The organism is Phenylobacterium sp. (assembly GCF_035309685.1).
In the GTDB taxonomy this organism is placed as follows: Bacteria; Pseudomonadota; Alphaproteobacteria; order Caulobacterales; family Caulobacteraceae; genus Phenylobacterium.
In genome coordinates, this window is the sequence record NZ_DATGEX010000036.1 from 21,788 (window position 1) to 35,107 (window position 13,320).

At 70.0% G+C, this 13,320-nt stretch carries 11 protein-coding genes; 5 read left to right on the forward strand and 6 right to left on the reverse strand.

Features of this window, described 5'->3' with window-relative positions:
- Window positions 1–68 precede the first annotated feature (68 nt).
- The 3 genes from VKQ35_RS11710 (at window position 69) to VKQ35_RS11720 (ending at window position 3,845) form a co-directional block, all read left to right on the forward strand.
- Complete coding sequence (locus VKQ35_RS11710; RefSeq protein ID WP_324361747.1) at window positions 69–1,430, forward strand: M23 family metallopeptidase; 1,362 nt, start codon at window positions 69–71, stop codon at window positions 1,428–1,430.
- A 7-nt stretch (window positions 1,431–1,437) separates the two neighbouring features.
- Entirely contained in the window at window positions 1,438–2,244 is an 807-nt protein-coding gene (locus VKQ35_RS11715) for a hypothetical protein (RefSeq protein ID WP_324361749.1), read from the forward strand.
- A gap of 89 nt (window positions 2,245–2,333) precedes the next feature.
- Window positions 2,334–3,845 (forward strand): carboxylesterase/lipase family protein, encoded by a 1,512-nt coding sequence (locus VKQ35_RS11720; RefSeq protein ID WP_324361751.1) that lies wholly within the window; start codon window positions 2,334–2,336, stop codon window positions 3,843–3,845.
- A gap of 208 nt (window positions 3,846–4,053) precedes the next feature.
- Here VKQ35_RS11720 and VKQ35_RS11725 read toward each other — a convergent pair whose 3' ends face one another.
- On the reverse strand, window positions 4,054–5,139 hold the full coding sequence (locus VKQ35_RS11725; RefSeq protein WP_324361753.1) for a Zn-dependent alcohol dehydrogenase: 1,086 nt from the start codon (window positions 5,137–5,139) through the stop codon (window positions 4,054–4,056).
- 170 nt (window positions 5,140–5,309) lie between these two features.
- Between VKQ35_RS11725 and chrA the strand changes: the two genes are divergently transcribed.
- On the forward strand, window positions 5,310–6,551 hold the full coding sequence (gene chrA / locus VKQ35_RS11730; protein ID WP_324361755.1) for a chromate efflux transporter: 1,242 nt from the start codon (window positions 5,310–5,312) through the stop codon (window positions 6,549–6,551).
- A gap of 2 nt (window positions 6,552–6,553) precedes the next feature.
- Here chrA and VKQ35_RS11735 read toward each other — a convergent pair whose 3' ends face one another.
- The 3 genes from VKQ35_RS11735 to VKQ35_RS11745 all read right to left on the reverse strand — a co-directional run bounded on the left by VKQ35_RS11735 (window position 6,554) and on the right by VKQ35_RS11745 (window position 10,945).
- Window positions 6,554–7,495, reverse strand: coding sequence for an alpha/beta hydrolase (locus VKQ35_RS11735; RefSeq protein WP_324361757.1), 942 nt, complete (start codon window positions 7,493–7,495; stop codon window positions 6,554–6,556).
- Window positions 7,496–7,580: 85 nt separating this feature from the next.
- Window positions 7,581–9,212, reverse strand: coding sequence for a long-chain fatty acid--CoA ligase (locus VKQ35_RS11740; protein ID WP_324361759.1), 1,632 nt, complete (start codon window positions 9,210–9,212; stop codon window positions 7,581–7,583).
- 221 nt (window positions 9,213–9,433) lie between these two features.
- Window positions 9,434–10,945 carry a carboxylesterase/lipase family protein gene (locus tag VKQ35_RS11745; protein ID WP_324361761.1) on the reverse strand — a complete coding sequence of 504 codons (1,512 nt, stop codon included), beginning with the start codon at window positions 10,943–10,945 and terminating at the stop codon, window positions 9,434–9,436.
- A 245-nt stretch (window positions 10,946–11,190) separates the two neighbouring features.
- Between VKQ35_RS11745 and VKQ35_RS11750 the strand changes: the two genes are divergently transcribed.
- Window positions 11,191–11,649: a PAS domain-containing protein gene (locus VKQ35_RS11750; protein ID WP_324361763.1), complete on the forward strand. Its 459-nt coding sequence runs from the start codon at window positions 11,191–11,193 to the stop codon at window positions 11,647–11,649.
- Between the two features lie 60 nt (window positions 11,650–11,709).
- Here the strand turns inward: VKQ35_RS11750 and VKQ35_RS11755 are convergent, their stop codons facing one another.
- Complete coding sequence (locus VKQ35_RS11755; RefSeq protein WP_324361765.1) at window positions 11,710–12,513, reverse strand: FkbM family methyltransferase; 804 nt, start codon at window positions 12,511–12,513, stop codon at window positions 11,710–11,712.
- Between the two features lie 32 nt (window positions 12,514–12,545).
- Window positions 12,546–13,316, reverse strand: coding sequence for a bifunctional 2-polyprenyl-6-hydroxyphenol methylase/3-demethylubiquinol 3-O-methyltransferase UbiG (gene ubiG, locus VKQ35_RS11760; protein ID WP_324361767.1), 771 nt, complete (start codon window positions 13,314–13,316; stop codon window positions 12,546–12,548).
- Window positions 13,317–13,320: the final 4 nt, after the last annotated feature.

A 13,320-nucleotide genomic window follows, 5' to 3' on the forward strand; every position in this document is an offset into this window, starting at 1 on the left:
GTCAGCGCCAAGGGTTGGCTTTGCGGCGCGCAGGCCTTAACCAGATCGGCTTCAAGCTCGGGGGCTGGATGCAACTCAACGACCTGCGGCCGCTTTTGGCGCGTCATGCCCGGCCGGTTGCGGCCGGCGCCACCGTGGCGGTGGCCCTTGCCGCCGGCGCCGCGTTCGCCCTCCTGCACAGCTCGCCCAAAGCCGCCGCGCCCCTCGACACCGCCGCCATCGCGGCTCTGCAGCACACCGCCTTCACCCGCGCCGAAGCCCTGGCCGGCTTCGCGCCCGCCGAGAGCGTGCCGGTCAAGCTGCAGCGCGGCGAGACCCTGGAAGGCGCCGTGCGCCGGGCCGGCGTCGGCCCCGCCGAGGCCGCGCTCGCCGTCCAGATGCTGTCCAAGGCCATGGACACCGTCCACATCAAGGCGGGCCTGCTGATCGAAACCGCCATCGCCAGGCCGCGCGCAGGCTCTGTCGCCGGCGAGGCGGGAGAAACCAAGCTGATCGGCCTTTCCCTGCGCACTGGCCCGGCCAGCGCCATCACCATCTCGCGCAGCTTCGACGGCGCGCTGCGCCTGCGCGAGCTGGACGAAAAGCTGCGCGACGAAACCACGGTCGCCGACGGCTCCATCCAGGGCTCGCTCTACGAAAGCGCCGAGCACATCGGGGCCACGCCGCAGATCACCGCCAAGGTCGCCGAACTGTTCTCCCACAAGATCGATTTCCAGCGCGACCTGCAGCCCGGCGACGCCTTCAAGCTGGTGTTCGACCGCAAGGTCACCGAGGCCGGCCGCACGGTCGAGGCCGGCGACCTGCAGTACGCCGAGATCCACGGGGTGAAGTTCTACCGCTTCGCGCGCGGGAACGACGTCGAGTACTTCGACGAGCTCGGCAAGAACATCAAAGGCTTCCTGCTGAAGACCCCGGTGGACGGGGCCCACATCACCTCGCTGTTCGGCATGCGCAAGCACCCGGTGCTGGGCTACACCCGCGCCCACCAGGGCGTCGACTTCGGCGTCGGCTGGGGGACGCCGATCGTGGCCGCCGGCGACGGCGTGGTGGCCCAGGCCGGCCCTTGGGGCGGCTATGGCAACTGGCTGCGCATCCGCCATTCGGAGGGCTGGGACACCGGCTACGGCCACATTTCGCGCTACGCCGCCGGCATCCATCCGGGCGTCCACGTGCGTCAGGGCCAGGTGGTGGCCTATGTCGGCGCCACCGGCCTGGCGACGGGCCCGCACCTGCACTACGAGATCTGGAAGAACGGCCAGCGGGTGAACCCCATCGGCGCCAAGGTCCCGCAGGGCTCGGCGCTGGCCGGCGCGGAGCTGCAGCGTTTCGACAGCGAAAAGGCCCGCATCGACGGCCTGCTGGCGCATGGCGCGCCCGCGGCCCTGGCGGTCGCCGACACCCACCCGGGGCCGGCCGCCCTGCGACGCTGAGCCGGCCATGCCCTCGAGCTTCACGACCCAGTATGCCGACCTTATCGTGCAGCGCACGCAGGGCTGGCCCGAGGGCGCGGAGATGGAGGATCTCGAGCAGGCGCTGCGGCTGCTGTCGCGCTGGCGCTCCCACGTGCTCGCCAACACCTTCATCAAGGAGCAGGGCGCCAAGATCTGGAGCGGGCCGTTCGCCGGCATGGAATATGTCAGCCAGGCCACCGAGGGCTCGCTGATCTCGCGCCTGCTCGGCACCTACGAATCCGAGCTTCACCCCTATCTGACCGCCATCGTGGCGGCCGGGATCGATTGCGTCATCGATGTGGGCTGCGCCGAGGGCTACTACGCCGTGGGCATGGCCAGGCTGGCGCCGCAGGTCACGGTCTACGCCTATGACATCGAGGAGCAGGCCCGCCTCGCCTGCGCGGACCTGGCGGCGCGCAACGGCGTATCCGACCGGGTGATCATCGGCGGCGAGTTCGCGCCCGACGGCTTTCAGGCCTTCGCAGGACGCCGCGCGCTGGTGCTGGTCGACGCCGAGGGCGCCGAGGTCGACATCCTGCAGCCGGAGCTCAGCCCGGCGCTCGGCGGCATGACGGTGATCGTCGAGACTCACGACGTGTTCCGCCGCAATGCGCTGGCCACGATGGTCGCCCGCTTCGCGCCGACCCACCACATCGTGCGCGTCGACCAGGGGCCGAAGACCTTCACTCCACCGCCCTGGTTCGTCTGGCTCTCGCACCTGGACCAGCTGCTGGCGGTCTGGGAGTGGCGGGCCAAGCCGACGCCGTGGCTGGTGATGACGCCCAAGCTGTAGACAGCGCTGCTTGCGCTTCGGCCTGACCGGTCGTTTGATAGGCCCACGGCCCCCGAGAGCACAACGAGAGGCCGGCGGAGGATCCAGCGATGGCGGACGACCTGGCGCTCGCGCCCCTCACCCACAGCGATGTCGTGGCCACCTCGAACGGCCCGGTTCGCGGCTACGTCGAGGAGCGCCTCGATGTGTTCAAGGGCCTGCGCTACGGCGCGCCGCCGACCGGCGCCGCCCGCTTCAAGCCGCCCTCCTACCCGGCGCCCTGGACCGAACCCGCCGAGGCGACGGCCTACGGCGCCCCGGCGATCCAGTCGGGCCTCGCGCCCGGCGAGCGGCGCACCTCGCCCGGCGATCCACCGGCGCCGGACGAGCCGGCGTCGTCGGAGGATTGCCTGTTCCTCAACGTCTGGACGCCCGGTCTCGATTCAAAAGCGCGCCCGGTCATGGTCTGGCTGCACGGCGGCGGCTTCGCCAACGGCTCGGGCGGGGCGGCGATGTACGACGGCGGCGCCTTGGCCCGGAAGGGCGACGTGGTCACGGTCACCGTCAACCACCGCCTGAACGTCTTCGGTTACCTGCATCTGGGCGAGGTGTTCGGGCCAGACTACGCCCAGTCGGGGATCGCGGGCATGCTGGACATCGTCCAGGCGCTGGAATGGGTGCTCGACAACATCGCGGCGTTCGGCGGCGATCCCGGCGACGTCACAATCTTCGGCGAGAGCGGCGGCGGCTGGAAGGTCAGCCTGCTGATGGCCATGCCGGGCGCGCGCGGCCTGTTCCACAAGGCGGTGATCCAGTCCGGACCCGGCCTCACCGGCAAGACCATCGCCGCCGCCGACAAGATCGCCCGCCAGGTGCTGAAGGAACTCGGCGCCGACACGCCGGCAAAGCTGGCCGCGCTCTCCACCGAGGCGATCAGCCACGCCAGCGTCAAGGTCCCGGGCGAGCCCATGCGCCTCTTCACCCCGGTCGTGGATGGCGTCGCCCTGCCCCGCGACCCGTTCGAGCCGGACGCCTCGCCGCTCAACGCCGACGTGCCGCTCTTGATCGGCACCAACAAGGACGAGTCGACGCTGTTCATGCTGGGCCATCCGAAGTTCGGAAATTTCGATGAGGCGGACCTCGAGAAGCACGCCAAGAGCAGCGCCGGCGACAAGGCCCACGCGCTCACCGCCGCCATCCGCGCCGCCTATCCGGACTACAGCCCGACCCACGTGGCGTCCGGCGTGGCCACCGCCGCGGGCATGTGGGCGGGTTCGATCAAGCTCGCCGAGCGCAAGGCGGCGCAAGCCGCCGCGCCGGTCTGGATGTACCTGCTGACCTGGGAGACGCCGGTGGCGAAGGGGCGCCTGCGCAGCCCGCACGCCATCGAGATTCCGCTGGTCTTCGACAATGTCGAAAAGGCCCGCAACTTCGTCGGCCGGGGCGACGAGCCGCAGGTGGTCGCCGACCAGATGTCGACGGCCTGGCTGGCCTTCGCCAAGACCGGCGATCCGGGCTGGCCGGCCTATGATGCGAAGACGCGGGCCACCATGCTGTTCGGCCTGGAAAGCCGGGTCGTGAACGACCCGCTGCCGGGCGTCCGCGCGGTGCTGCAGAGCTAGAGCGGATTGGCTTTCGCCCGCCGGCGCGGGCCACTTCCGAGCCCTTCCCCTCGATGGGGAAGGGTTGGGTTGGGGTGTGACCCCGACGTCGAGCCGGGGCGCGAGTTGGCGCCCTCGCCGAACAGCGGGGCCACGTCATCACGGTGTGCACGCCCCATCCCCGACCCTTCCCCATCGAGGGGAAGGGAGATTCGACCCTGAATCCGTCCTAGGCGTCGAAGACGATCACGGAGCGGGCCAGTTCGCCCTTCTTCATGTCCTCGAAACCCTCGTTGACCTGCTCCAGCTTGATCCGCTGGGAGATCATCTGGTCGAGCTTCAGCTTGCCGGACATGTAGAAGTCCACGAACCGCGGCATGTCGACCGGGAAGCGGTTGGAGCCCATCAGCGAGCCCTGCAGCTTCTTCTCGCCGAGGAAGGCCGCGCCCATGATCGAGACCATCTGACCGACCGGGATCATGCCGATGATGTTGGCGGTGCCGCCCCGGCGCAGCATGTTGAACGCCTGCTCGGCGGTCTTCGCCAGGCCGATCGCCTCGAAGGCGTGGTGGACGCCGCCCTTGGTCATCTCGATCACTTCCTTCACCGCGTCGGTCTCCGACGCGTTGACGAAGTCGGTGGCCCCGAACTCCATGGCGAGGTTGCCCTTGGTGGCGTTCATATCGATGGCGATGATCCGGCTGGCGCCGGCGATCGCCGCGCCGTTGATCGCCGACAGACCCACGCCGCCGCAGCCGATCACCGCCACGGTCTCCCCGGGCCTAACGTTGGAGGTGTGGATCGCCGCGCCAACGCCGGTGGTCACCGAACAGCCGATGAGGGCGGCGCGGTCGAGCGGCATGTCCTTGCGGATCGCCACGCAGGCGTGCTCGTGGATCAACATATGCTCGGCGAAGGACGACAGATTGAGGAACTGCATCATCGGGCCGGTGGGGGCCGACAGGCGCGGTTCGTCGTCCTTGCCGCGCTTGGTCTCGGGTGAGACGCAAAGGCTCATGTGGCCGGTGAGGCAGAACTCGCAGTGGCCGCAGAAGGCCGAAAGGCAGGTGATCACGTGGTCGCCCGGCTTCACCGTGCGGACTTCCGAGCCGACCTGCTCGACGACGCCCGAACTCTCGTGGCCCAGCACGGCCGGCAGCGGGTGCGGATAGGAGCCCTGCATGAAGTGCAGGTCGGAGTGGCAGAGGCCTGCGGCGGCGGTGCGGATCAGCACCTCGTGCGGGCCCGGCTTGTTGATCTGGACTTGCTCGATCTGGAGCGGCTGACCCACTTCGCGCAGCACGGCGGCCTTCATGGCGGTTTCCTTAGGCTTTTGAGCCCGCTCACCGGGCCTTCGCGAGAAGCCTTATCGCCGATCAGATCGGCCGGCCAAGGGGCTTTCGCCTTTACGCGGTCCAAAAGCAGCCGCCTTCTGCCCGTCAAAGGAATCGACAGCCTGCGCCGCGAGCCGCAAGACAGGACCTGATGGACGAGCCCGCGTCGCAAGAGGTCGCCGACAGCAGCGGCGCCTGGCCAGGAAAGGCCCTGGAGGTTTTCCGGGCCTTCCTGGTCCAGGGCCTGACCGCGTTCGGCGGGCCGGTGGCGCACATCGGCTATTTCCGCCGCGAGTTCGTCGAGCGGCGCGGCTGGCTCAGCGAGGCGGCCTTCGCCGACCTGCTGGCGCTCGCCCAGTTCCTGCCCGGACCCGCGTCGAGCCAGCTCGGCATGGCGATCGGGCTTAGGCGCGCCGGCTACGCCGGCCTGCTGGCCGCGTGGCTCGGGTTCACGCTGCCGGCGGGCGCGGCGATGATCGCGCTGGGCTATCTGACGCCGCGCCTGGACGGGGTCTGGGGCGAGGGCGTGCTGCATGGGCTGCAGATCGCCGCCGCGGCGGTCGTGCTGAACGCGCTGGTCGCCATGGCGCGGACGCTCGCGGTCGGGCCGATCCGCGCGGGCCTCGCCATCGGCGGCGGCCTCGGCCTCATCGTCGCCCACGGACCGGTTGCGCAGATCCTGGTGCTGCTGGCCGGCGCGGCCTTCGGGGCGGCCTTCCTGCGCGAGCCGCAAGGCGAGAGCCCGCCCGACGATCCGGCGACGCATCGCGTGCCGCTGGAGGTCTCGGCAGGCGCGCTGGCGGTCTTCGCCCTGCTGCTCGGCCTCCTGCCGTTCCTGGCGGCCTTGCTGGACAGCCCCAGCCTCGGTCTCGCCAGCGTTTTCTACCGGGCCGGCGCCCTGGTGTTCGGCGGCGGCCATGTGGTGCTGCCGCTGCTGCAGAGCGAGGTGGTGGGCCGGGGCTGGCTGAACCTGGACGACTTCCTGGGCGGCTATGGCGCGGCGCAGGCCCTGCCCGGCCCGCTGTTCAGCTTCGCGGGTTTCGTGGGCGCGGCCCAGGAGGTGGCGCCGGGCGGCTGGCGGGGCGGGCTGACAGCCCTGACGGCGATCTTCCTGCCGGGTCTGCTGCTGATCCTGGGCGTGCTGCCGCTCTGGGACCGGCTGAAGGGCCAGCCGCTGGCGCGGGCGGCGATGGCGGGGCTGAACGCGGTGGTGGTGGGCGTGCTGGCCGCGGCGCTGTGGAACCCGGTCTTGATGACCGCCATCCGCAAGCCCAGCGACTGGCTGCTGGCGGCAGGCGCGTTTGTCTTCCTGTCGGTCGCCAAGCTGCCGCCCTGGCTGGTGGTGCTGGGCTCGGCGGCGATCTTCGGCCTCCTGGCGAAATCCCCCATCTAGGCTCAGGCGGTCTGGCGCGGCGCGCCGAGGCCAAAGACGCCCGGCAGGCTGATCGCCGGCAGTTTCGGCCAGCGGAAGGTCCAGGGCTGGCGGGCCGGGATGCAGGCTTCCAGGACGGCGATCAACTGCTCGGCCGGGCCGTCGTTCAGGAAGTGGTTGCCGCCGGGCGTGCGCACGAAGTCGATCGGCCGCCGCGTCGCGGTCTCGGCGGCCAGACGCTCGGCGACCTCGATGGGGGCGAAGTCGTCCTTGTCGCCGTGGATCATGTGGATCGGGATCGAGAGCCTCGCCAGCGCGCGCTTGGCGTAGGCGAGCTGCGGCCGCTGGCCGGTGCATTCGATGACCGCATGGCGCAGGTCGCGCGGCAGCAGCTTCAGCGCCTTGCCGCCCATGTCGAGCAGCCAGCGCGCCGTGGCGCCGGGCTCGGAGAAGAAGCCGGACAGCAGCACCAGGCTCTCCACCTTACCGGGGTTGTCCTGCGCCATCAGGGTGGCGATCGCCGCGCCGTAGCTCTGGCCGACCAGGATGATCTTCTGCCCGCGCGCCGCGTTCAGCAGGGGCGCCAGCGCCAGCGCCTGGGTGCGGATGTCGGTGACCGGCTCCTGCGGCTCCGACGCGCCATAGCCGGGGCGGTCGACGACGATCATCTCGCGGTCCAGCGGCAGTTCGGCCAGCGTCTCGGCCCAGTACTCGGCCCAGGACGGCGCGCCGGTGATCACCACGATCTTCCAGGGCGCGGGCGCGGCCCGGGGCGTCTCCAGCGCCGAAATCCGCCAGCCGAGGCCCCCGCCGGCGGTGAAGCTCGTGCGGCGGACCACGCTGTCGGGATAGTCGGCGGAGGTCGGGGCATGTTCGGTGCGGCCGCGCGCGGCGCTTTCGAAGCTGGCCCAGCCCATGGCCAGGACGCCTTTGGGTCTTTTGCGCGAGATGGTGGCGGCGGTCACGGCGGCAATCTCCTCAGGTCCGCTTAGACTGTGACCTGGGTACTCGGAACGCCGTCTGAAAGGCTTGGTTCGCTCCTGTTCAGCTTCAGGCCGCGCTTATCGGCGCGCCTGTGGCCAGCCGATCACGCAATTCGCGTTTCAGGACCTTGCCGGTGGGCCCGATCGGGAGCGCGTCGACGATCCGCACCTCGTCCGGCGTCCACCACTTGGCGACCCGGGCGGCGACGTGGGCCTTGAGGTCTTCCGGGTCCGCGGTCTGGCCGGGGCGCAGCGTCACCAAGAGCAGCGGCCGCTCGTCCCACTTGGGGTGCGGCACGCCGACCGCGGCGGCCATGGCGACCGCCGGGTGGCTGCAGACCGCGTCCTCCAGGTCGAGGGTGGAGATCCACTCGCCGCCGGACTTGATGACGTCCTTGGCCCGGTCGGTGAGGCGCAGATAACCCTGGGCGTCGATGGTGGCGATGTCGCCGGTGTCGAACCAGCCGTCTGCGGTGAACACCTCGCCGCCGTCGTGCTTGAAATAGGCGCCGACGGTCCAGGGGCCGCGGACCTGCAGGGCGCCGGCGCTGACCCCGTCGCGGGGCAGTTCGACGCCGTCCTCGCCGACGATGCGCAGGTCGACGCCCCAGAGGCCGCGGCCCTGCTTCAGCTTGCGCTGCGACGCGGCCGCGGCGTCCTCGTCCGCGTGCTCCGGCAAGGGCGTGTTGATGACGCCGAGGGGCGAAGTCTCGGTCATGCCCCAGATCTGGCGCACCTGGCCGCCCAGGCGGTCCTCGATGCGCGCGACCAGGGCGGCGGTCGGCGCCGAGCCGCCGACCGCGATGGTCCTGACCGAGCTCAGCCGCTCGCCGGTCTGGTCCAGGTGATCGGCGACCCCCACCCAGATGGTCGGCACGCCCAGCAGGAAGGTCACGCCCTCGCTCTGGATCAGCTCGGCGATGCTCTCGCCGTCGAGCGCCCGGCCCGGCAGCACCAGGGTCGCGCCGACCAGAGGCGCCGCATAGGGCGTGCACCAGGCGTTGGCGTGGTACATCTGGGCGCAGGGCATCACCACGTCGCGGGCCGAGAAGTCGAAGGCGTCCGGGAGCGCCAGCGCCATGGCGTGCAGCACCGTGGACCGGTGCGAATAGAGCACTCCCTTGGGATTGCCCGTCGTGCCGGAGGTGTAGCAGAGCCCCGACGCCTGCTTCTCGTCGATCTCCGGCCAGGTGAAGTCCGCCGAATTGGCCGCGATCAGGTCCTCGTAGATCAGCGCGTCGCCCGGCGCATCGGTGGGAAGGTGCGCCGCGTCGGTCATGGCCACGAAGGCCTGCACCAGGGGCATGCGGCCCTTCAGCTCGGCGACCTGGCCCGCGAAGGTGATGTCGAAGAACAGGAACGCGTCCTCGGCGTGGTTCGCCACCCAGACGATCTGGTCGGAATGCAGCCGCGGATTGATGGTGTGCAGCACCGCGCCGACGCCGGTCACCGCGAAATAGAGCTCGAAATGCCGGTGCGTCGACCAGGCCAGCGTCGCCACGCGGTCGCCGGGCCTTACACCCATCGCGATCAGCGCATTGGCCATCCGCTTGGTGCGCGCAAGCGCGTCCGCATAGCCGTAGCGGTGGATCGGCCCCTCGACGGTGCGGTCCACCACCTGCCGGTGCGGGTGATACCGGGCGGCGTATTCCAGGATCGAGGGCAGCGTCAGCGCCCGGTCCATCATCAGGGATTGCATGCTCACCTTCCCATCACGCACATCATCCTCGGAGCCGCCGCGACAGCGGCGGCTCAGTCATTCGACACGAAGACCACAAAGGGCACGAAGATCACGAAGGCGCCCTGCCTGCCGCTGCGTCAGCGATCGCGCACGCCTCTTCGTGGTCTTCGTGCCCTTTGTGGCCTTCGTGTTGGCATTGGGCGCCTCCGCTGGTGCGGAGGCCAGGAGCAGGGACGCCTTCATTTCTGCGCGTCCCAGGCCTTTTCGGCGACGGCGACGGCGGCGGCTTCGATGTGGTCCTGCAGCGGTGTGGGGTGCTCGGTGTGGGGCGCGGCGTCGATGTGCATGTAGGGCGAGGCGGTCTTGGTGACCGGGTCCCAGTGGGGGGCGACGCCGCCGTTGGGGTCGCCGGTCTTGGCGAAGTTGGTCCAGTAGTCGCCCGTGAGCTGAGACACGTGGCGGTCCTGGTCGTCCCAGACCTCCTTGTCGATGCGCGTGCCGAACAGGAAGCTGAGCTCGCCGCCGTGGTCGGTCCCCTTGGCCTTGGCGCGGTCGGAGCCGGCCACCTCGTCGAAATAGTAGGAGTAGGACGGCAGGCCCAACGCGGCGTTGCGTTCCGCGAGGTAGCGCGAGGACTGGATCGCCGCGGTCTGGGTGATCAGGTCGGACTCGGCGCCGGCCTTGGACGGATGAACCTTGGCCTCCTCCAGCAGCGCGGGAAAGGCGGCGCCCAGGCCTGCCTTGGCGACGGCGACATTCTCGCCGAACAGGCTCGCCTCGTGCGAGTTGCCGCCGATCATCAGGCCGACGCGCAGTTGCTCGCCCTTGCGGTAGGCGTCGCCCGGGCTGCGCTTGAGCATGACGCCGTCGATCATCGGGCCGACCGGGCCGGTCTTCAGCACCTCGGCGGCCGGGATGGCGCGCAGCTGCGCGGGCGTGGCGTCAGGGGCGCCGGCGGCCTTGGCCCAGGCCGCGCCGACCGTCTCGTAGGTGAGCCCGGGCCCACGGATCGCCGCGGCCGCCGCCGTGCCGCCGCCGGATTCGGCGATGGCGCGCACGAAGAGGCCCTTGGCCGCCGGGCTGGTGGTCAGCATCTGGACGGCCACCGCGCCGGCGCTCTCGCCAAAGACCGTGACGTTCCTGGGGTCGCCGCCGAACGCCCTGATGTTCTTCTGCACCCACTGCAGCGCGGCGATCTGGTCCATCAGGCCGTAGTTGCCCAGCCTGCCGCCATCGGCGTTCTCGGCGGTCAGCGCCGGGTGCGCGAAATAGCCGAAGCGGCCGAGCCGATAGTTGATGGTCACCACCACCACGCCGCGCCTGGCCAGCGCCGAGCCGTCATAGAGCGGCACGCCGCCGGAGCCACGGATGAACGAGCCGCCGTGGATGAACACCATCACCGCGTCGCCGCTCTTTGGGGTTTTCGCGGGCGCGAAGACGTTGAGGAACAGACAGTCCTCGCTCTGCGCGCCCACCTGCGCCCAGGGATCGTCGCTGAGATGCGGCTGCAGGCACGCCGCGCCGTTGGCCGTGGCCGGCCGCGCGCCGGCCCAGGGCTTCACCGGCTGCGGCGCGCGCCAGCGGAACGCGCCCGAGGCGGGGCCAGCGTAGGGGATGCCGCGCCAGACGGCCACGTCGCCGTTCGCCGATCCCTCGACCACGCCGGCGTCCAGCTTCGCGGTCAGCCCGGCGTGCGCCGCGCCGGCGATGGCGGCGGCGACGGTCGCCAGCAGCATCTTCAGGATCGTCATGTGGTCGCTTCCCCGCTTTACGAACCACGAAATACACGAAATACACGAAAGAGGGCGTGGACCCCGCGAGCCTAGCTCGCTGTCCGGTCCAGCGGCGCGCACAATATTGGCCTTCGGCCGCTCATGAGGTCGAGATTCGAGAGGGCGGCGCGCCTCTATGCGCCATCATGGGCTCCGCCGAATAGCGATCATGCCGACAGACCTTCCTGCGGCGACGGCTGAGGTTGCGGCCATGGGACGACGTCTTGACGCTCTGGGTGTTCAGCCGCTTTTTGCGCGACGGGCTCGAAGCGCGCCGCCGGGGGAAATCGCAAATGAGTGACGACGGAGCGGATCCCAACGGCCGTGGCGCCGCGCTTGGACCGGACATCATCATCACGGCGGACGCCCGCGGGGTGATCCTGTCGGTGTCCGCGACCTGCCGCATTCTGGGCTACGAGCCCAAGGACCTGGTTGGCAAAATGGGGGTGGATTTCGTGCATCCCGACGATCGAGACCGGTTCATCGCGAACACCGCCTCGGTCTTTCGCCCAGGCGACGCGTCGAGCGCACGCGTTCACCGGTTCAGGAAGAAGGATGGGTCCTGGGCATGGTTCCGGGGCAACCCCAAGGCGCTCCCGAGTTCTCCTCGGCGGCACGGCGAACTGCTGAACTTTTTTGAGCCGATATCCGAAGACACCTTCAACGAGATTCTGCGGGGATAGCCGACGGCCAAAAAAGCTGGACCCCGCTTTCCCGGGGGATGAGCGGTGTTGAGGGTGTGCTTAGGCCGCCATCCGCGCCTTGAACACCCCGTCGGGCAGGCGTGCGGCCCGCGCCGGGTGGATGAAGAAGTAGTCCTTCCAGGGCTTGTCGGTGACGACGCCGAAGCGTTCTTCCAGGCGGTCGCCGTTGAGGGCGAACATGCGGTAGCCGCGGTCGGTGAAGAGCTCGATCACCTGTTCGGCCGTGCCGCCGAAGCGAGCGGCGAGCATGGTGGGGTGGATTTCCAGGAGGACGTGGGGGCGGTCGCGGTCGAGGATGTGGGCGGCGCCTTTCAGCGCCATCAGCTCGGCGCCTTCGATGTCCATGCGGATGAAGTCGACCTTGCCCAGGCCCCGCTCGGCGCAGAAGGCGTCGATGGTGGTGACGGGCGTGGTCTGCAGCTCCATGCCGGTGTCCTGCAGGTCGGGGCGAACCTCGCCCACCGGCGCCTCGTCGGCGACGAAGGCGTAGGCGCGGCCCATGCGGCCGGTGATATTGCGGGGCGTGATCAGCAGCATCTCGCCGGGCTTGTCGCCGACCGCGGCGTGGACCGGCGTCACGCGGTCCTTGATGCCGTGCCAGGCCAGCGTCAGGTTCAGCACCGCGAAGGAGAAGGCCGAGGGCTCGATGGCGTAGATCGTCGCCTTGGGCGCGACCTGGGTCATGACGTAGGAATGGCGCCCGTCGCTGGCGCCCACGTGCAGGCAGGTGGGCGCGCCCGACAGCAGGTCGGCGAGGTAGGGCGTCTCAGGTTCGTGCTTGCGCCAGCGCCGGTTGCGTCGCCAGGCCCGGAAGGCGTGTCCCAGCACGCGTAACGAAGGCATCGGTGACGTTTGCTCCCCAGCCATGGCGAGACTTAGGCCGCGTCGCGCGCAACCGTCATCATGTAGTTGATGTCGGCGTCGTGGCTCTGGCTCCAGCGGCCGCTCAGCGGATCGAAGACGACGCCGTAGGGACCGTCGACGGCCAGTGGCGTATCCGCCAGGAAGCCGCGCAGTTCCTCGGGCTTGAGGAACTTGTTCCAGTCGTGGGTGCCGGCCGGCAGCCAGCGCAGGACGTATTCGGCGCCGACCTTGGCGAGCGCAAAGGCCTTCAGCGTGCGGTTGAGCGTGGCGACGATCATCAGGCCGCCCATTTTGCCTTCAGAGGGGGGTTTGAGCATGGCGGCGCAGTCGCGCAGGAACTGGCCCGGGTCGGCCACGTGCTCGATCACCTCCATGTTAAGGATCACGTCGAAGGCCTCGCCGGCCGCCAGCAGGGCCTCGGCCGTGGCGCAGCGGTAGTCGACGGTGGCGCCGACCTCGGCGGCATGCGCGCTCGCGGTGCCGATGTTGCGCTCCGAGGCGTCGACGCCGGTGACCGTGAAGCCCAGACGGCTCATGGGCTCGCTCAAGAGGCCGCCGCCGCAGCCGATGTCGAGCAGGGTCAGGCCCTCGAACGGGCGCCGCTGGGCGCCGTCGCGGCCGAAACGGTGCAGCGCCTGATCGCGGATGAAGGCGAGCCGCGTCGGGTTGAATTTGTGCAGCGGCGCGAACTTGCCCTTCGGGTCCCACCATTCGGCGGCGATCCGCGAGAACCGCTCGACCTCGGCAGGATCGATGGAGGATTTGACGACGGCGGGATTCATGACC